At 74.3% G+C, this 18,819-nt stretch carries 14 protein-coding genes; 6 read left to right on the forward strand and 8 right to left on the reverse strand.

Translation table 11 applies throughout. The features are described 5' to 3' along the window. Positions 1 to 145 precede the first annotated feature (145 nt). On the reverse strand, positions 146 to 1,984 hold the full coding sequence (locus tag OG559_RS05345) for a hypothetical protein (protein ID WP_405113040.1): 1,839 nt from the start codon (positions 1,982 to 1,984) through the stop codon (positions 146 to 148). A 201-nt stretch (positions 1,985 to 2,185) separates the two neighbouring features. On the opposite strand from OG559_RS05345, the gene OG559_RS05350 reads away from it, so the two are divergent. From OG559_RS05350 to OG559_RS05365, 4 genes are all read left to right on the forward strand, one after another. Then, positions 2,186 to 4,861: a LuxR C-terminal-related transcriptional regulator gene (locus tag OG559_RS05350; protein ID WP_405113042.1), complete on the forward strand. Its 2,676-nt coding sequence runs from the start codon at positions 2,186 to 2,188 to the stop codon at positions 4,859 to 4,861. Between the two features lie 16 nt (positions 4,862 to 4,877). Further along, entirely contained in the window at positions 4,878 to 6,164 is a 1,287-nt protein-coding gene (locus tag OG559_RS05355) for a nicotinate phosphoribosyltransferase (RefSeq protein ID WP_405113044.1), read from the forward strand. An 81-nt stretch (positions 6,165 to 6,245) separates the two neighbouring features. Continuing rightward, positions 6,246 to 6,827, forward strand: coding sequence for an isochorismatase family protein (locus OG559_RS05360; protein ID WP_405113046.1), 582 nt, complete (start codon positions 6,246 to 6,248; stop codon positions 6,825 to 6,827). A 40-nt stretch (positions 6,828 to 6,867) separates the two neighbouring features. After that, entirely contained in the window at positions 6,868 to 8,148 is a 1,281-nt protein-coding gene (locus OG559_RS05365; RefSeq protein WP_405113048.1) for an MFS transporter, read from the forward strand. Between the two features lie 76 nt (positions 8,149 to 8,224). Here the strand turns inward: OG559_RS05365 and ctaD are convergent, their stop codons facing one another. Then, positions 8,225 to 9,982, reverse strand: coding sequence for a cytochrome c oxidase subunit I (gene ctaD, locus OG559_RS05370; protein WP_405113050.1), 1,758 nt, complete (start codon positions 9,980 to 9,982; stop codon positions 8,225 to 8,227). A gap of 141 nt (positions 9,983 to 10,123) precedes the next feature. Further along, positions 10,124 to 11,230 carry an FAD-dependent monooxygenase gene (locus OG559_RS05375; protein ID WP_405116396.1) on the reverse strand — a complete coding sequence of 369 codons (1,107 nt, stop codon included), beginning with the start codon at positions 11,228 to 11,230 and terminating at the stop codon, positions 10,124 to 10,126. Between the two features lie 303 nt (positions 11,231 to 11,533). Between OG559_RS05375 and OG559_RS05380 the strand changes: the two genes are divergently transcribed. Next, positions 11,534 to 12,661 (forward strand): GH12 family glycosyl hydrolase domain-containing protein, encoded by a 1,128-nt coding sequence (locus OG559_RS05380; protein ID WP_405113052.1) that lies wholly within the window; start codon positions 11,534 to 11,536, stop codon positions 12,659 to 12,661. 175 nt (positions 12,662 to 12,836) lie between these two features. Here OG559_RS05380 and OG559_RS05385 read toward each other — a convergent pair whose 3' ends face one another. From OG559_RS05385 to OG559_RS05400, 4 genes are all read right to left on the reverse strand, one after another. After that, a complete protein-coding gene (locus tag OG559_RS05385; protein ID WP_405113054.1) occupies positions 12,837 to 13,622 on the reverse strand; it encodes an aldo/keto reductase in 786 nt (261 codons plus the stop codon). 60 nt (positions 13,623 to 13,682) lie between these two features. After that, positions 13,683 to 15,467, reverse strand: coding sequence for a glycoside hydrolase family 15 protein (locus tag OG559_RS05390; RefSeq protein ID WP_405113056.1), 1,785 nt, complete (start codon positions 15,465 to 15,467; stop codon positions 13,683 to 13,685). A 75-nt stretch (positions 15,468 to 15,542) separates the two neighbouring features. Then, positions 15,543 to 15,935, reverse strand: a complete 393-nt coding sequence (locus OG559_RS05395) for a cupin domain-containing protein (RefSeq protein WP_350886376.1) — start codon at positions 15,933 to 15,935, stop codon at positions 15,543 to 15,545. Positions 15,936 to 16,277: 342 nt separating this feature from the next. Beyond that, positions 16,278 to 17,171, reverse strand: a complete 894-nt coding sequence (locus OG559_RS05400; RefSeq protein ID WP_405113058.1) for a sulfotransferase domain-containing protein — start codon at positions 17,169 to 17,171, stop codon at positions 16,278 to 16,280. Positions 17,172 to 17,257: 86 nt separating this feature from the next. Between OG559_RS05400 and OG559_RS05405 the strand changes: the two genes are divergently transcribed. After that, positions 17,258 to 18,421: a beta family protein gene (locus tag OG559_RS05405; protein WP_405113060.1), complete on the forward strand. Its 1,164-nt coding sequence runs from the start codon at positions 17,258 to 17,260 to the stop codon at positions 18,419 to 18,421. A 57-nt stretch (positions 18,422 to 18,478) separates the two neighbouring features. Here OG559_RS05405 and OG559_RS05410 read toward each other — a convergent pair whose 3' ends face one another. Continuing rightward, positions 18,479 to 18,760, reverse strand: coding sequence for a HesB/IscA family protein (locus tag OG559_RS05410; RefSeq protein ID WP_387016834.1), 282 nt, complete (start codon positions 18,758 to 18,760; stop codon positions 18,479 to 18,481). Positions 18,761 to 18,819 lie beyond the last annotated feature (59 nt).

Genomic DNA, 18,819 nt, shown 5'->3' on the forward strand with positions numbered 1-18,819 from the left:
CCCCATCGTGCCACCGGTTGCCGGGAAGCGATGAACCGGAACGCCGGACGGATCCGGATCATCAGCCGGAGCTTCCCCGACGACCGGCGCGCGGACCGGCCCGGCAGGACCCCGTCGGGGCCCCACCGGCCGGTCCGGGCCGGCGTCAGGCGAGCAGGATGCCGTGGTCGACCGCCTCGGAGAGCACCGCGCCGAGCGAGCGGCGGACGGCTTCGAAGCGTCGGGAGATGTCCCGGGTCAGCTCCAGCTCGACCTCGCGCAGCGCCCGTTGGGCCCAGGACCGGGCGCCGCCCGGGTCGTCGTTGCCGAGGCTGCGCCAGTGCTGCCAGCAGCCGCCGGAGAGCGCCACGGCGACCGGCGGGAGCACCTCGACACGTTCCCCGCCCGGGTAGCCGGAGACCGCGTCCACCGCACCGGCGCCGGCCATCTCGGCCACCCCGGCGGTGCTGGTGACCAGCAGCACCCGGTCGAGGTCCCGGCCGACCGGGTGGTCGCCGAGCCCCCAGCGGACGGCGTTGCCGATCCGCCGCCGGACCCCCTCGGGCACCGGGGCGCCCAGGACCCGCCCGGCGGCATCGTCGAGCAGGGCCCGCACCGCCTCGTCGCACTGGGCGGTGGCGAGCAGGGAAAGCGCCTCCAGTTCGCGGTCGAGCAGCTGCGGCAGGCCGGCGCAGCCGACCCCGAAAACGATCTCCTGCACCACCCGCAGGTGGGTGTTGGCCAGCTCCAGGGCGACGTGCTGACGGATGCGCTGGGCGCGGGAGCGGGCCTGCCGGTCCAGCCGCTCGGCCCACCCGGTCGCCTCCGCGCCGGGCGACACCGGAACCCGGCCGTGCGTCCCGGGCAGCACCGGCGACCGGGCGCTGGCCCGGCGCAGCCCCTCGTCGGCGGCCCAGCCCACCAGGGCCCGCCGCAGCGCGCCGACGTCGTCCGGCCGGGCCGGGTACCAGTGGGCCACGGCCAGGGCCGGCACGGCGGCGAGCAGCACCGCACGGTGCGCGGCCAGCACCACCTCGCCCGGGTCCGCCGCACCGCCCGGGTCCGCCGCACCGCCCGGGTCCGCCGCACCGCCCGGGTCCGCCGCACCGCCCGGGTCCGCCGCACCGCCCGGGTCCGCCGCGCCGCCCGGGTCCGCCGCGCCGCCCGGGTCCGCCGCGTCGCCCGGGTGCGGCTCGGTCGGCAGCCGGGCCGGCCACGGATCCACCGGCCCACCCGGCTGCGTGGACCGCGTCGGCGGCCGGCCGACCTGGCCGCCGGAACCCGCCGGGACGGAAGCCCCCGTGCCATCCGTCCACGCCGGGTCCCGGCGGCTGCTCGTCACCCGCCCGCGCGCCCCGGGCCCGTCCGGTCGACCCGACCCGGCCCCCGGCCGCCCGGTTGGGGGCGGGACCCAGCCCGAGACGCCGGGCGTCACCACGAAGAAGACCTCGGCCGCGGCGTGGGCGGCCTCGGCCAGCAGGTGCAGCTCGGCGGCCGTGAACGCCTGGTCCGCCGCGATCACGAACAGCAACGCCCCGGCCCGGCCGACCGCGTCGAGCAGCACCCGCCCGCCGGCGAGGCCCAGCGTGTCGGTGTCGGGCGTGTCGACCACGGTGAAGTGCCGCAGCAGCGGCTCGGCGACGGTCAGCTCGACCCGGCGCGGCGGCCGGGCCAGCGCCGGGCCCGCCGCCGACTGGTCCGGCGCGTACGCGTGCGGCTGGCGGTAGCCGGGCACGTAGGCGGCCCGGGTCGGCACCCGGGCGTGGTCGACCAGCAGCCAACTCCCGGGCGGGACGGCGAGCATCCCCGGGGCGAGCCCCAGCAGGGAGGCGAGTACGTCACGCCGGGCGGCGCCGGCCGGCCCGGCGGCGACCACGGCGAGCGGGTCGTCCGGCCGGGTCTCGGTCACCCCGAGCCGGGTGGGCGTCGGGCCGCACCGCAGCGGGCCGGCCGGCCCGCTCGGCTCGTCGGACACGTCGGTCGAGGGGAGTGGACCCGGCTGCATCAGGCTGCCTCCCGGTGAGGGCGGCCGTGCTCGGATCCGGCCGCGTGGTCTGTCCGGTGGGGACACTTCGGATGCGGGAAGAGTACGGCCGGCGGGAACATGAACCCCGTAGAGCGAATACTCAGCGCTGATCGACAGATTACTCAACTTCGGAGCGTCACGGCGCGCACGCGTACCGGCTGCGGTCGATATGCTGCCCCGATGAGTCGGTGGGAGTTCGTCGGCCGCAGGGATGAACTCGACCGCCTGCTGGCCGCGGCGACCGGCGCCGACGGGCGTGGGCTCTTCTACAGCGGGTCGGCCGGCGTCGGCAAGAGCCGGCTGCTGCGCGAGGCGCTGGCCGGGGTCCCCACCGACGGGTACGCCGTCTGGACCGTCTCGGCCAGCGCCACCACGGCGGCGCTGCCGTTCGGCGGGCTGGTCCAGTTGCTCCCGGCCGAACAGCCGCAGGGGCTCTCACCGGCGGGCGTGCTGCGCTGGGCGGTGCAGCAGTTGCAGCAGCAGGCCGCCGGGCGGCACATCGTGCTGGCGGTCGACGACGCGCACCTGCTCGACCCGCCGTCGGCCGCGCTCGTGCACCTGATCGGCCGCGCGGAGAATGCCACCGTGATCGGGACGCTGCGTGACGGCGAACAGTTGCCACTGCCGATCCGGGCACTGTGGACGGACGGCCTGGTCGACCACGTGGAGCTGGCCCCGCTGGGGCTGGCGGACACCACCGACCTGCTCGCCGCCATCCTCACGGGTCCGGTCGACCCGTGCTCCGCCGACCGGCTGTGGCGGCTCTCCGGCGGCAACGCGCTGCTCCTGCGCGAGCTGGTCATGGCCGCTCCGCCCGGCGAGCTGACCCGCACGTACGGGATGTGGCAGTGGACCGGCCGGCTGACGCTGGCGCCCACCCTCACCGAGCTGATCGACACCCGGATCGGGCAGCTCACCCCCGGGGTCCGGGCGGTGCTGGAGCTGGTCGCCTTCGGCGAGCCGCTCGGGCTGCACCTGCTCGGGCAGGCGGTGGAGCCGACCGACGTGGAGACCGCCGAGGAGCGCGGCCTGATCGCGGTGGAACGCAACGACCGCCGCACCGACGTCCGGCTGGCGCACCCGCTCTACGGCGAGGTGATGCGGCGGCACTGCCCGGTCACCCGCACCCGACGGTTGCAGGCCCGACTGGCCGAGCTGGTGGAGACGGTGGGCACACGGCGCCGCGACGACCTGCTGCGGGTGGCGGTGTGGCGGCTGGACTCCGGCACCGCGCAGGACCCGGCGTTGCTGCTGGACGCGGCCGTCCAGGCGTTCGCCCGGTACGACGTGCCGCTGGCGACCCGGCTGGCCCGGGCGGCGCTGGACGCCGACGGGGGCTTCGACGCCGCAGAACTGCTGGCCACCCTCCTGATGTTCGCCGACCGGCCGGAGGAGGCGATCGTGATGCTCGACGCGGTCGCCGACGACGCGGCGGGGGCAGCGCGGCGCAGCCGGTGGCTCACCGTGCGGGGGATGGTCAGCTACTGGGGTCTCAGCGAGGAGTCCACCGTGGATGAGATCGCGGCGCGGGCCGGGGAGCTGCCCGACGCCGCCGACCAGGCCCGGGTGAACGCCTTCGAGGCGATCATGCGGCTGCATCGGCTGGACACCGGCCCGGCGGTGCGGCTGGCCCGGGCGGTGCTGGACCGCCCGGCCGCCGGGGTGGCCGCCCGCGAGCTCGCCCGGTGCACCCTGGCGCATCTCCAGGCCGCCCAGGGACAGCTCACCCTCAGCGGCGCGGCGATCGACCAGGTGCAGGCCGAGATGGCCCGTTGGCGCGGCGACATGCCGTACCTGCAACTCGCCCTGGAGCTGGCCCGGGGGACCCGGCTCGCCCTCGCCGGCGACCTTGCCGGCATCGACGCGATCGTGGCCGACGAGTTCGCCGACCTCGCCGGCGCGGGCGACTTCCGGCTCGGCACCGGTTACCTGGCCATCCTCCAGGCGTACGCGGCGCGGCTGCGCGGCCAGAGCGGCACGGCGCTGAGGACGAGCCTCGGCGCGTGCGCGGTGCTGGCCACCAGCCGGGTGTACGCGGGCCTGGCGCACGCCGAGCGGGCCCAGGCGGCGGCGCTGCGGGGCGACGCCGCGCACGCCGTCGAGGCGATGGCCGAGGCGGACCGCACCCACGCCCCGGGGATGGCGGTGCTCTACCCCTGGCTGGAGCAGGCCCGCGGAGCGGTGCTCGCCACCGCCGGCGACCCGGCCGGCGCCGCCAAGCACCTCGCAGCCCTGGCTGACCGGCTCCGCGACGACGGGTTCGCCGGGCACGAGGTGCTCGTCCTGCACGACCTGGTCCGGTTGGGCCAGGCGACCGCCCTGGTCGGGCCGACCTGCGGCGACGGCAGCCGGCGGACGGTGGCTCAGCGGCTGGCCGAGCTGTCCGAGCGGGTCGACGGCCCGCTGCCGTCGCTGCTGGCCCGGTGCGCCCGGGCCGCCGCCGGCAACTCGGCCGACGAGCTGCTCGCGGTGGCCGACGGCTTCGCCGGGCTGGACCTGCGGTTGTACGCCGCAGAGGCCACCGCGGCGGCGACCCGCCGGCTGCGGCGGCGCCGGTCCAGCTCGGCCTCCGCCGCCCACGCGCGCCTCGGCGAGCTCCTCGGCCGGTGCGACCAGGTCGACACCCTGGCGCTGCGGCTCGGGCAGCCGGCCCTCAGCGACCGGGAGTGGGAGGTCGCCCGGCTCGCCGCGCAGGGCGCGACCAGCCGCGCGATCGCCGAGCGGCTCTTCCTGTCCAGCCGGACCGTGGACAACCACCTGCAACACGTCTACAGCAAGCTCGGGGTGACCGGTCGCGCCGAGCTGCGCTCCGCACTGCGGTCGTACCCGGGCCAGGAGGGCGAGCCTGCGCAGTGAACTCTAGGCTGGTCAGGTGAGCACCTTTCGCCCCGCGCTGTTGACCGACCACTACGAGCTGACCATGGTCAGCGCCGCCCTACGGGACGGCACCGCCGACCGCCCGTGTGTCTTCGAGGTCTTCAGCCGCCGGCTGCCCACCGGGCGCCGGTACGGAGTGGTCGCCGGCACCACCCGGCTGATCGACATGATCCGCGACTTCCGCTTCTCGGCCGACGAGGTCGACTTCCTGCGCCGCCGTGGGGTGGTCGACGACGCCGGCGCCGAGTGGCTGGCCGGTTACCGCTTCACCGGCGACATCGACGGGTACGCCGAGGGCGAGCTGTTCTTCCCCGGCTCCCCCATCCTCACCGTCTCCGGGGGCTTCGCCGAGTGCGTGGTGCTGGAGACGCTGGTGCTGTCGGTGCTCAACCACGACTGCGCGGTGGCCGCGGCGGCCGCCCGGATGGTCACCGCGGCCCGGGGCCGGACTCTGATCGAGATGGGCTCCCGGCGGGCCCACGAGGAGGCGGCGGTCGCCGCGGCGCGGTCCGCGTACCTGGCCGGGTTCCGGTTCACCTCGAACCTGGCCGCCGGCGAACGGTACGGCATCCCCACCGCCGGCACCGCCGCGCACGCGTTCACCCTGCTGCACGGCGACGAGCGGGCCGCGTTCGCCTCCCAGGTCGCCACGCTGGGCAAGGACACCACGCTGCTGGTCGACACGTACGACATCAGCCAGGGCATCCGCAACGCGATCGAGGTCGCCGGGCCGGAACTGCGCGCGATCCGGATCGACTCCGGCGACCTGACGGTGATCGCCCAGCAGTCCCGCGAGTTGCTCGACTCCCTCGGCGCCACCGAGACGAAGATCATCGTCTCCGGCGACCTCGACGAGTACGCCATCGCCACGCTCGCCGCCGAGCCGGTCGACATGTACGGCGCGGGCACGGCCGTGGTCACCGGCTCCGGGGCGCCCACCGCCGGCCTGGTCTACAAGCTGGTCGAGGTGGCGGGGCGGCCGGTGGTGAAGCGCTCGGAGCACAAGGCCACCATCGGCGGCCGGAAGGTGGCCGTCCGCCGGCACAAGCCGACCGGCACCGCGACCGAGGAAATCGTCGTCCCGCAGGGCGTGCCGGACCGGCAGTCGCACGACCGGCTGCTCCAGCGGTCGTACGTGGCCGGCGGCGAGCCGGTCGACCTGCCGACGCTGGACGAGTCGCGGGAGCACCTGCGGCAGTGCCTGATCTCGATCCCGTGGGAGGGCCTGAAGCTCTCCGCCGGCGACCCGGCGATCCCGGTGACCGTCGTCCCCGCCGGCTGACCCGCGCCCACTACCCCGCTCAACCGCCTCCCGGCTCAACCGCCTCCCGGCTCAACCGCACCGCGAAGGAGCACCCCTGACATGGCCAACGCGCTGATCATCGTCGACGTGCAGAACGACTTCTGCGAGGGCGGCTCCCTCGCGGTGGCGGGCGGGGCGGGCGTCGCCGCCGGGATCTCCCGGCTGCTCGCCGCCGAACCCGACCGCTGGGACCACGTGGTGGCGACGAAGGACTACCACGTGGACCCGGGCGCGCACTTCGGCGACCCGCCGGACTACATCGACTCCTGGCCGGTGCACTGCGTCGTCGGCACGGCCGGGTCGGAGTTCCACCCGGAGCTGACCACCGGCCCGGTCGAGGCGATCTTCCACAAGGGCGAGCGTGCGGCTGCGTACTCCGGCTTCGAGGGGCACGCCGACGACGGCGAGTGCCTGGCCGACTGGCTGCGCGCCCGGGGCGTGGACCGCGTCGACCTGGTCGGCATCGCCACCGACCACTGCGTACGGGCCACCGCGCTGGACGCCGCGCGGGAGGGGTTCGTCACCACCGTGCTGCTCGACCTGACCGCCGCCGTGGCACCGGAGACGCTGGACGTCGCGCTGCGCGCGATGGAGGGCGCCGGAGTGGCCATGCACGGCGGGCCGGTGATCCGGGCCGCCTGAGGCGGTATACCGCTGGCGGGTGTCGTACCCGGGGACGAGGATGTCGCCGGAGGTACCGACCGTCGTGAACATGAAGCCTTACCGGCAGGTGCTCGCCCTGCCCGGTCTCCGGTCGTTGCTGGTGGTGTCGGTGCTCGCCCGCGTCCCGCTCACCGCGACCGGGGTGACCATCACCTTCCACGTGGTGTTCGACCTCGGCCGGGGGTACGGGGCGGCCGGCCTGGTCGGGGCGGCCACCACCGTGGGCGCGGCGCTGGGCGGCCCGCTGCTCGGCCGACTGGTGGACCGGCACGGCCTGCGCCCGGTGCTCGCCCTGACCACCGTCGCCGAGGGGATCTTCTGGTCCACCGCGCCGGCGCTGCCCTATCCGGTGCTGCTGCCGGCCGCGTTCGTCGCCGGGCTGCTCGCCCTGCCCATCTTCTCGGTGATCCGGCAGTCGATCGCGGCGCTGGTGCCGCCGCAGCGGCGTCGCCCGGCGTACGCGCTGGACTCGATGTCGATGGAGCTGTCGTTCATGGTCGGCCCGGCCCTCGCCGTGGCGCTGTCCACCGCCGTGTCCGCCCGGTTCACCCTCTACGCGGTCGGCGCCGGCGTCGTCGCCGCCGGCATCGCCCTCTGGCTGCTGAACCCGCCCACCCGCGCCACCGACGAGCCGCCCCGCGAGCACCGCCGGGTGCCCCGTCGGGAATGGCTGACGGCCCGGCTGGTCGCCCTGCTGGTGGCCAGCCTCGCCGCCACGCTGGTGCTGGGCGGCACCGACGTCGCGGTGGTCGCCGTGCTGCGGGCCGGCGGCGAGGTCGGCTGGACGGGCGCGGTGCTCGCCGCGTGGGCGGTCGCCTCGCTGGTCGGCGGATTCGCGTACGGCGCGGTCAGCCGGCAGGTGTCCCCGCTGGCGCTGGTGGCCGCGCTCAGCCTGTGCACCCTCCCGGTCGGGCTGGGCGGTGGGCACTGGTGGCTGCTCAGCCTGGCGCTGGTCCCGGCCGGCATGCTCTGCGCGCCGACCCTCGCCGCCACCGCCGACGCGGTCAGCCGGCTGGTCCCGGCCGCCGTGCGCGGTGAGGCGATGGGCCTGCACGGCTCCGCGGTTACCGTGGGCATCGCGCTGGGCGCCCCGCTGTCCGGTGCGGTGATCGACGCCTCCGCGCCCTGGTGGGGGTTCGTGGTGACCGGCGCGATCGGCCTGCTGATCGCCGCCGCCGTGCTCCCCGCCGAGCTGCGCCACCGCCGCGCCCCCGTCCCGACCCCGGCCCCGGCCCCGACCGCCGCGGGCCGCGACGTGCTGGCCGCGACGGCGTCACCTGGCCGGACAGCACGGGGGTGACGACCCACCACGGGAAGAGACGACGGGCGCCGTACCCCGGTGGGGGTGCGGCGCCCGTCGTACGGTGCGGTGTGGGTCAGCGCTGGTCGAGGTTCCCGGCGGTGTCCTCCTGGTAGCTGGCGCCACCGTTGGACTCGCTGGTCAGCGGCTTCGCGCCGCCCTCGGGCGGGCCGGCCAGACTCTGACCGGCCGCCAGCTCCGGGAACTTCGCGTCGAACGCCGGGCGCTCGGAGCGGATCCGCGGCATCCGGTCGAAGTTGCGCAGCGGGGGCGGCGAACTGGTCGCCCACTCCAGCGAGTTGCCGTGACCCCACGGGTCGTCGACCTCGACCACCGGGCCGGTCTTGTACGACTTCCAGCAGTTCCAGAGGAACGGCAGGGTCGAGATGCCGGTGATGAAGGCGCCGATCGTGGAGATCATGTTCAGCGTGGTGAAGCCGTCCTGAGGCGCGTAGTCGGCGTACCGGCGCGGCATGCCCTCGGCGCCGAGCCAGTGCTGCACCAGGAAGGTGGTGTGGAAGCCGATCATCGTCAGCCAGAAGTGAATCTTGCCCAGCCGCTCGTCGAGCATCCGGCCGAACATCTTCGGGAACCAGAAGTAGACCCCGGCGAAGACGGCGAACACGATCGTGCCGAAGAGCACGTAGTGGAAGTGCGCCACCACGAAGTACGAGTCGTGCACGTGGAAGTCCAGCGGCGGGCTGGCCAGCAGCACACCGGTCAGGCCACCGAAGAGGAAGGTCACCAGGAAGCCGATGGCGAAGAGCATCGGCGTCTCGAAGGTGATCTGGCCCCGCCACATGGTGCCGATCCAGTTGAAGAACTTCATACCGGTCGGGACGGCGATCAGGTAGCTCAGGAAGCTGAAGAACGGCAGCAGAACCTGGCCGGTGGAGAACATGTGGTGCGCCCACACGCTCATCGACAGGGCGGCGATGGCGATGGTCGCGGCGACCAGACCCTTGTAGCCGAAGATCGGCTTGCGGGAGAAGACCGGGATGACCTCGGTGATGATGCCGAAGAACGGCAACGCGATGATGTAGACCTCGGGGTGCCCGAAGAACCAGAAGAGGTGCTGCCACAGCATCGGCCCGCCGGTGGCCGGGTCGTACACGTGCGCGCCGAGCAGCCGGTCCGCGGCGAGCGCGAAGAGCGCGGCGGCCAGCAGCGGGAAGATCAGGATCGCCAGCAGGCTGGTGACCAGCATGTTCCAGGTGAAGATCGGCATCCGGAACATGGTCATTCCGGGCGCGCGCAGGGTCAGGATCGTGGTGATCAGGTTCACCGCGCCGAGGATCGTGCCCAGACCGGAGATGGCCAGGCCGACGACCCACATGTTGGCGCCGACGCCCGGCGAGTGCTCGACCGTGCTCAGCGGGGTGTACGCCGTCCAGCCGAAGTCCGCCGCGCCGCCCGGGGTGAGGAAGCCGCCGGTCGCCAGCAGGCCGCCGAACAGGTAGAGCCAGTAGGCGAAGGCGTTCAGCCGCGGGAACGACACGTCCGGGGCGCCGATCTGGAGCGGCACCACGTAGTTCGCGAAGGCGAACACGACCGGCGTCGCGAAGAACAGCAACATGATCGTGCCGTGCATCGTGAACAGCTGGTTGTACTGCTCCGGCGACAGGAACTGCAGCCCGGGGCGAGCCAGCTCGGCCCGCATGATCAGCGCCATCAGGCCGCCGATCATGAAGAACACGAACGCGGTGATCATGTACATGATCCCGATCTGCTTCGCGTCCGTGGTGCGCAGCAGCCGCGAGAATGCCGACCCCTTCACCGGCTCTCGTACCGGCCAGGGCCGGGTCACGACCGGCTTGGGTGCGACGGTGGTCACGAGTGGCCTCCGGTTCTGGGTTTGTGCCGCTCGGCACGCGTGATTATCTGCGGGCCGTCATCCGTAGGGAGGATAGTCCCCAGCAGGTGGGGGTGCCGCGTGGGGTGGGCGGCTACGATGACCGCCCCGCGGACGAACCCCTCACAGCGGATCGACCAGCAACCGGTAGTGCTCGCCGAAGATCCGCCCGCCGCGCCCGCGCAGCAGCGGGTCGCGCAGCGCCGGCGACACGTCGCGGGTGCGGTTGCGGTCCCGGGTCCGGTCCCGCACCCACCGGGTACGCGGACGGCGGCGACTCTCGTACGCCGTCAGGGCCGCCTCGACGGTGTCGGCACCCTTCAGCGAATCGGCCAGCACCACGGCGTCCTCCAGCGCCATGGCCGCCCCCTGGGACAGGGTCGGTGCGGTGGCGTGGGCGGCGTCGCCGACGAGCAGCACCCGCCCCCGGGACCAGCGCCCCAGCTCGACCTCCTCGGTGGTGCCGACGTGCACCCGTTCCAGCACCTCCAGCACCTCCGGCACCGGGCCGCCGTACCCGCCGAACAACTCGCGGAGCCGGGCCGGCGGATCGGCCGGTGGCACCGTGCCCGCCTCGTCGGCGTAGCAGTAGAGCCGCCCGGCACCGAGCGGCACGACGAGGAAGCCGGCCCGCTGGCCGAGGAGCGCGGTCCACTCGTCGACCCGGGGGCCGCCCCGCACCACGGCCCGGTAGACCACCTGACCCGCCGGCCGGGACGGCCCGCCCAGCGCGGCCAGGGAACGCACCGCCGAGCGTGGGCCGTCCGCGCCGACCACGAGGTCGTACTCGGCGGCGGTGTTGTCGGCGAAGGTGACGCCGACGGCGGCGGGCAGCAGCTCGATCCCGCACACCTCGGCACCGTGCCGGACCGCGCCGCCGGCCCCGGTGAGCAGCACCCGGTACAGCTCGGACCAGGGCAGTGCCCGGCACTCGCCGACGTCGGCCCAGAGGGCGTCCAGGTCGACCTCGCACAGCGGGCCGCCGGAGGCGTCGAGGAAGCACTGCCGGTGGACGACCTGCCCGAGCGGGCGCACCGGGCCGTCGAGGTCCAGCCGGCGCAGCACCCGCGCCGCGTTGCCGGGCAGGTAGAGGCCGGTGTCGACGAGGTCCGACGGGGGCAGCTTCTCGGTGACGTCGGGCCGGAAACCCGCCATCCGCAGCGCCCGGGCCACAGCCAGACCGGCGATGCCCGCGCCGACGACGAGAATGCGCAGGGGGGAGCCACCCATCGTGGTGTACGCCTCCGGAGGGGAGTTCGGCACGCGTTGGAGGCAAGACACTACTCGGTGCGATCGGTGCACGCCAGGGCCGTTCGTCCGGGCCGGGTCACCCCTCGACGGGACGGCGTCGATCGCGGAGGCCCAGCCGGCCAGGCGAGCACTCGTGCGTGATTCACGCCGATAAATGCACTCCGGGGCGAAAACGAGCCGGTCCCGGTTGCGCGAAGATTTCAGGCATGTGAATGTGTCCGCAGCGCATGGGAGCGCTCCCGCCGCACCTCCGGACCCGTCCGGCCGAAGCCTAGGAGCATCATGAAGCGTCCAATCCGCGCCCTCGCGGCCGCCGGCCTGCTCGCCGCCGGCTCGCTCGTCGCCGTCGCCCTCGGCGGCAGCACCGCCTCCGCCGACACCCAGATCTGCGAGCAGTACGGCTCGACGGTCATCGGCGGGAAGTACGTCGTGCAGAACAACCGCTGGGGCACCAGCGCGCAACAGTGCATCAACGTCACCGGCAGCGGGTTCGGCATCACCAGCCAGCAGGGCTCCGCCCCGACCAACGGCGCGCCGGTGTCGTACCCGTCGATCTTCGTGGGCTGCCACTACACCAACTGCTCCCCCGGCACGAACCTGCCGGTCCAGGTGAGCCAGATCAGCAGCGCGCCCAGCAGCATCGGCTACCACTACGTCGGCGGGGCGACCTACAACGCCTCGTACGACATCTGGCTGGACCCGTCGCCGAAGCGGGACGGGGTGAACCAGATGGAGATCATGATCTGGCTCAACCGGCAGGGCTCGATCCAGCCGATCGGCTCACCGGTGGGCAGCGCCACCGTCGCCGGACGCACCTGGGAGGTCTGGCGGGGCAACAACGGCGGCAACAACGTCATCTCGTACCTGGCGCCGTCGGCGATCCCCGCCATGAGCTTCGACGTCCTGGACTTCATCAACGACACCCGCAACCGGGGCGCGATCACCAGCTCGTGGTACCTCACCAGCATCCAGGCCGGCTTCGAGCCGTGGCAGGGCGGCGCGGGGCTGGCGGTCAACTCGTTCTCGCAGTCGGTGAACACCGGCGGCACCCCGCCGCCGACCACGCCCCCGCCGACCACTCCCCCGGCCGGGGGCGGCTGCGCGGTGAAGTACACGCCGAACTCGTGGAACAACGGCTTCACCGCCGACGTGCAGATCACCAACACCGGCTCGTCGACGATCAACGGCTGGACGCTGGCGTACAGCCTGCCCGCCGGGCAGCAGATCACCGGCTCGTGGAACGCCACCGTGACCCATAGCGGGTCCGCGGTGACCGCGCGGAACATCGGCCACAACGGCACGCTCGCCCCGGGCGGCACCGCCGGCTTCGGCTACCAGGGGACGCTGAACGGCGCGTACTCCTCGCCGACCAACTTCACCCTGAACGGCCAGGCCTGCACCCGACTCTGACCCGGTAACGCCATGGAGGGTGGCGGCCGGCCGGCCCGGGTCGGCCTACCCTCCGTTGGCCCCTATGGAGCTGCCCCGTTCGTGCTGTCGATGGAGCGGGAGCGTGGACGGGGCAGCTCCATAGGGGCCGAAGGGCAGGTCCCGCCGGGTGTGGGGCGCAAACGTCAGGCCCCACTCAGGTGCCGAGGGCGTCGATGTCGCGCATCTCCTCGGCGGTCAGCGAGAAGCCCCAGATGTCGGCGTTGGCGCGGATCCGCTCCGGGGTGACCGACTTCGGGATCACCACGATCTCGTGGTCGATGTGCCAGCGCAGCACCACCTGGGCCGGCGACACGTCGTGCGCGGCGGCGATCCGGGTCAGCACCGGGTCCGCCAGGTCGCTGGACTTGAACGGGCTGTACCCCTCCAGCACCACGCCCCGGTCCCGGTGCTCCAGGTGCCGCTGCCGGTCGTACAGCGACGGGCTCCACCGGATCTGGTTGACCGCCGGGTTCTCCTCGGTGGCCTGGATCAGCTCGTCGATCTGCGCGGTGCCGTAGTTGCTCACCCCGACCGCCCGGGTCAGGTTCTCGTCCCGGGCGGCGAGCAGTTCCCGCCAGACCGGAATGTTGTCGGCCGGCGAGGACGGCGGCCAGTGGATCAGCCACAGGTCGACGTGGTCGGTGCCCAGCGCGCGGAGGCTGGCCTCGATCGTCTCCCGCTCCCGCCCCACCCGGTCCGGCGGCAGCTTGGTGGTGATGAAGATGTCCTCCCGACGCAGCCCGCTCTCCCGGACCGCCCGGCCCACCTCCTCCTCGTTGCCGTACATGGTGGCGGTGTCGAGGTGCCGGTAGCCGGCGTCGAGGGCGGCGAGCACGGCGTCGTACCCGGCCTGGCCCGTGGCCTGCCAGGTGCCGAAGCCGAGCAGCGGCATCCGCACGTCGCCGGGGAGCAGGGCGGTGGGCTCGTCGAGGCTGTCCATGGCGGCTGTTCTACCCGCGATCCCGCCGCCCATGCCCACCGGGGCACGCGCGCGGCCGGCTCAGGCCGTCGCGGGGTCGGTGAGCCGCCAGGCGGCGTTGATCAGCCCGATGTGGGACAGCGCCTGCGGGAAGTTGCCCAGCTGGGCCCCCGTGCGCGGGTCGATCTGTTCGGCGAACAGCCCCACGTCGTTGGCGTGCCCGAGGATCCGCTCGAACAGCCGCCGGGCCCGCTCCGGCTCACCGGCCATCACCAGGCACTCCACCAGCCAGAACGAGCAGAGCAGGAAGCCGGCCGGGTCGGTGTTCCAGCGTCGCACCAGCCCGTCGTCGGTGCCCAGCTCGCGTTCGACCACCGCGATGGTGGCGCGCATCCGCGGGTCGGACGCCTCCAGGAAGTGCACCACCGGCAGGAAGAGGGCCGAGGCGTCCAGCTCCGTCGAGCCGAATGCCCCGGTGTACGCGCCGACCCGGTCGTTCCAGCCCTCGCGGAGCACGGTCGCGCGGATCTCGTCCCGGATGGCCGCCCAGCGGCGCGGGTCGGCGCGGTCGCCGAGCTGCGGGGCCAGCACGACCGCCCGGTCCAGCGCCGTCCAGCAGAGCACCTTGGACGACAGGTAGTGCCGGTCGGTGTCCCGGGTCTCCCACATCCCCCGGTCGGGCAGCCGCCAGGTCGCGGCGACCTGCTCGGCGAGCCCCACCACCATCTCCCGCAGCTCTTCCGCGAACGGTTCGCCGAGTTGCTCGTGCAGCCGCCAGACCGCCGAGATGACCTCGCCCGGCACGTCGAGCTGGCGCTGCCGCCACGCGTCGTTGCCGATCCGGACCGGCCGGCTGCCGGCGTACCCCCGCAGGTGGGTGCAGTCGTGCTCGGTGAGGTCCCGCTCCCCCTCCAGCCCGAACAGCACGGGCACCGGCGTCCCGCCGACCCGGCCGATCGAGCGGGCCGCCCAGGCGAAGAGCCGGGAGGCCTCGGTCGGGCAGGCGGCCACCCAGAGGGCGCGCATGGTCATCGAGAAGTCGCGCAACCAGGAGAAGCGGTAGTCGTAGTTGCGGTCGCCGCCGATCCGCTCCGGCAATGACGTGGTCAGGGCTGCGGCGACCGCGCCGCTGCGGGCGTACGTCAGGCCGGTGAGCACGGTCGCGCCGTGTCGCACCTGCGGGGCGTACGCGCCGTCGTAGCGGTGCGTCTCCCGGAACCCCTCCCAGGCCCGCACCGTCTCGGCGAGCGCGACGACCGGGTCCAGCCGGGCCGGCCGGTCGCGGTACGCCGGCGCGTACGCCAGGTCGAAGCCGACGCGCTGCCCGGCGGCGACCTCGAACTCCTGCCGGACCCGGTCCTGGTCGGCGCGCAGGGCCGGTCCGGTGCCGCGCAGCACCAGCGTGACCGGCCCGGCGGCGGCCAGCACAGCGCCGTCGTCCTGCTCGTGCAGGTACGGGGTGAGCAGGCCGTACTCGGGGCGCGGAACGAAGTCCAGGCCCATCCGGACCCGGCCGGTGAGCCCCTCGACCACCCGCAGCAGCACGGCCGGGGAGGCCATCCCCACCTCGTGGCCGCGCGCGCCGATCTGAGCGGAGAGGGCGTCGGTGACCGCGACGCTGCCGGAAGGCGTGTGGTGGACCGTGCGCAGCACCAGCGTGTCCGGCCGGTACGCCCGCTCCACCCGGGCCGGCTCGATCGGCGCGAGCCGCCAGTGTCCGCCCCGTGGGTCCAGCAGCCGGCCGAAGACCGAGGCGCCGTCGAACCGGTCCGGGCACCACCAGTCGACCGAGCCGTCCCGGCCGACCAGCGCGCCGGAGCGGCAGTCGGAGAGAAACCCGTAGTCGGAGATCGGCGGCTGGTCCACCCGCGCCGGGTACCCGCGCCCGCCCGGATCAGGCCGGCGAGGGCGCGGGGGCCCTCGCCGGCCGGGCCGGGCCGGTCAGGAGGTCGGCGGCTCGTCCTTGCCGGCCGCCTCCGCCGCGTCGGCCTCCTCCTTGGTCCGGTGCACGGCCTGGTCGGCGTGCTCGGGCGGGCCGTAGACGGTGTAGAGGACCAGCGGGTTGGGGCCGGTGTTGACGAAGTTGTGCTTCGTCCCGGCCGGTACGACCACCAGGTCGCCCTGGGCGACCTCCTTCTTCTCCCCGGCCACCCGGGCCTCGCCGGTGCCACTGACGAAGGTGAGAATCTGGTCGGTGTCCTCGTGGACCTCCTCGCCGATCTCGCCGCCCGGCGGGATGGTCATGATCACCAGCTGGGTGTGCTCACCGGTCCACAGCACCCGCCGGAAATCTGGGCTCTTCTCGGCGACGGTCGCGATCGTGAAATGCTCCATGCCGGGCACATACCCGGTGGCGGCCCCCGTCACGCCGGGAACGACAGATGATGGAAATCCTCACTGATCCGGGGTTTGGGGCCGCCCGGAGCGGGCATCGAGAGCATCAGCCGGCGCAACCGGGCCGGTCGAGCCAGGTCCCCGCCGGCGTACCGCCGTACGGCTGCGGTGGTGGGAGACGGCCGGAGCGCGGCGACGTTACGACCCCCGGGTCGCGGCGGCGCCGTGCGCCCCTGTCCGGGCCCGATACCCGACCGGACCCCGCCACCGCACATGACGGGGACCTGATTTCGAGCTGCACACACATCGCCGCAGCGGGGTGCAGCCAGGCGGGCCGGCGGGTCAGCCGTCGCGGTGCAGCCAGGCGAGCAGGTCCGGCGGGGCGAGGGCGGCGGTCCGGGCCCGGTACCGGGCCAGCGTCGCCTCGTCGAGCAGCTCCCGGCCCTGCCCGGAGCGCCCGCGCCGGAAGAAGACCGACCGGTCCTTCAGCACGCCCGCCGGGTCGGGGACGAGCCGGTCGGCCCGCCGGCGCATCCGATCGAAGGTGGCGGCCTCGACCAGCTCAGGCCAGCGCGCCGTGGGCACCTCGATGCCGAACCGGCCGGCCAGCGCGCGCATCTGCCCGTCCAGGTCGGCCACCAGGTCGTCGTAGTGCACCAGAGTCACGTTGGGCCGGTCCCGGCGGGCCCAGGCGTCGCCGAGATGCCACATCACCCCCTGGAGGGAGTCCATCTCCTCGCGCGGGTCGGCCTCCCGGTCCACCCAGCGCTCCAGTGCCTCCACCAACGGGGTACGCGGGGCGGGCGGTCCCTGCGGCGCCGGCTGGCCGGTCAGCTCGGCCAGCCGCTCCCGGTCGAGGTTGCCGCTCTGGTGCCAGAGGGAGACCGCCATGTCCAGCGGGTGCCGGGCCACCACGACGTAGTGCGCCCGGTCGTCCAGCGGGATCCCGTCGAGCGGGGTGTGGGTCTTGACGAACCGGCGGTGCGGCTGGGCGGCGAGCCGGGCGTACACCTCGTCGCGGGGCTCGACCAGCCAGTCCAGCCAGGGCGACAGCTCCGGCAGCGGCGCCGGCAGGTCGGGTGTGCCGAACACCAGCAGGGCGCAGATCATCTGCATCCAGGTGGTGCCGTTCTTGGACCGGGTGCTGATGACGATGTCGCCGTCGCGAAAGGGGAAACCGTGCCACCGGGCGCTGTCCTCGTCGGACGAGCGGTAGCGAATGGGGGTGCCGGGCACCCGAGGATGGTAGCGACCGGTGCGTCCGCGCGCCCGCATTTGCCGGAAGCCCTGTGACGAGCGCCGATGTGTCGCTACATTGAACTATGGTGCCCGCGCACTGGGGTCGGGCGGCGGAGCCGGTCTACCGCCCCGTCCTCACCGGTCGACGGAGCACGCTGGAGGCGCTCCGGCACCTCGACGGCGTCACGGCCGCCCTGCTCGCCCCGGTGCTCGACGTGTCCACGATGGACCCATCCCTTCCGGACAGCCTCACCCGGCTGCCGCCGGGGCTGCTGCCGGCGGTCGACGTGACCGCCCTGCCCGACGGGGTGGGCGGCGAACTGGTCCGCTGGGGCGTACCGCTGGTTCCGGTGGCGGGGCTCACGGAGAGCGACGCACGGCTGACGGCGCACGGCCTGGCGGCCCGGGCGTACGCCGACCGGCTGGTGGTGCGGCTACGGGCCGGCCTCGACCGGTCGGGCCCGGACGCGACGACGGCCGCGGTGGAGCGGATCTGGCGGCTCACCGGGCTGGCCCCGGAACAGTGCGAACTCCTCGTGGACGCCGGGGACGTCTGCTGCCCCGCCGACGTCCGGTCGGCGGAGCCTCGGATCCGCCGGCTGGTGGACTGGGCGCGGCGGCACGCCTGGCAGGCGGTGACCGTGGCGGCCGGCGGGGTGCCGCCGGCGTTGTCCCGGCTCCCCACCGACGAGCCGGTACGCCTGGACCGCTGGGACTGGCTGCTCTGGCGGCGGCTGGCCGACCTCGGCGTCGGGTACGGCGACTACGGGGTCGACTGCGCGGTGCCCGGGGCGGACGCCGCCGGGGACCGGCTGCCCACCGTCCGCTACACGACCGACGGGGCGTGGTGGGTGTACCGCTGGTCGCGGCGCGGCGGCCGGGGCGACGAGCGGGTGGCGGACCTGTGCCGGACGCTGGTGTCGGCACCGCACTGGCCGGCGGGCGGGGCGGGCTTCTCCTGGGGCGACCACGAGATCCTGCGCCGGTCCCGGGGCATGGCCGGGGCCGGGTCGACGACGAACTGGGCGGCCTGGAGCACCTCGCACCACCTGGCACGGGTGCTGTTCGACCTCAGCCGACCGGAGGGGGCGCGGCCGGCGGACGACCGGCGACCCGGGACGCGGCCCGGCGGGGAGGACCGCGCGTGGTCGGGTGGTGAGCGCCGGACCGGCGGGTGGCGCGGCGGCCCGGAGCGTGGCCGCCCCGGCCGACCGCACCGGGGCGGCGAGGCCGGACGGTCCGACTGAGTCGCGGCAGCCCCTCCTCGCGGGTGGCGGCCCCTCCTCGCGGTGAAGCCGGAGCGACTACTCCTTGTCGGTGAAGCCGAACTGGACGATCCCCTCGTCGTCGACGCTGGCGTCGACCGAGGTGTCGCTGAGCAGCTCGGCGGCGTCGGAGTCGAGGAAGATCCGGGCCCCCTCGGTGTCCACCACCTGGTCGCCCTGCGCCGGCTCGGGCACCAGCTCGATGGTGAGCGAGCCGGCGTCGGCGTCGGCGGCGATGCGCAGGCCGCCGTCCGGGGAGACGTCCTCCTGGGCGGCGAGGTCGCGGATCACGAGCACGGCGTTGTCGGTCATGGTCAGCATGGTGGACTCCTCGTGGGTTCTTCCGGTCGCGGATCGGCGCAGGCCGGGCTCAACCCGCG

It is taken from the genome of Micromonospora sp. NBC_01405, from assembly GCF_045040155.1.
Lineage (GTDB): Bacteria > Actinomycetota > Actinomycetes > Mycobacteriales > Micromonosporaceae > Micromonospora.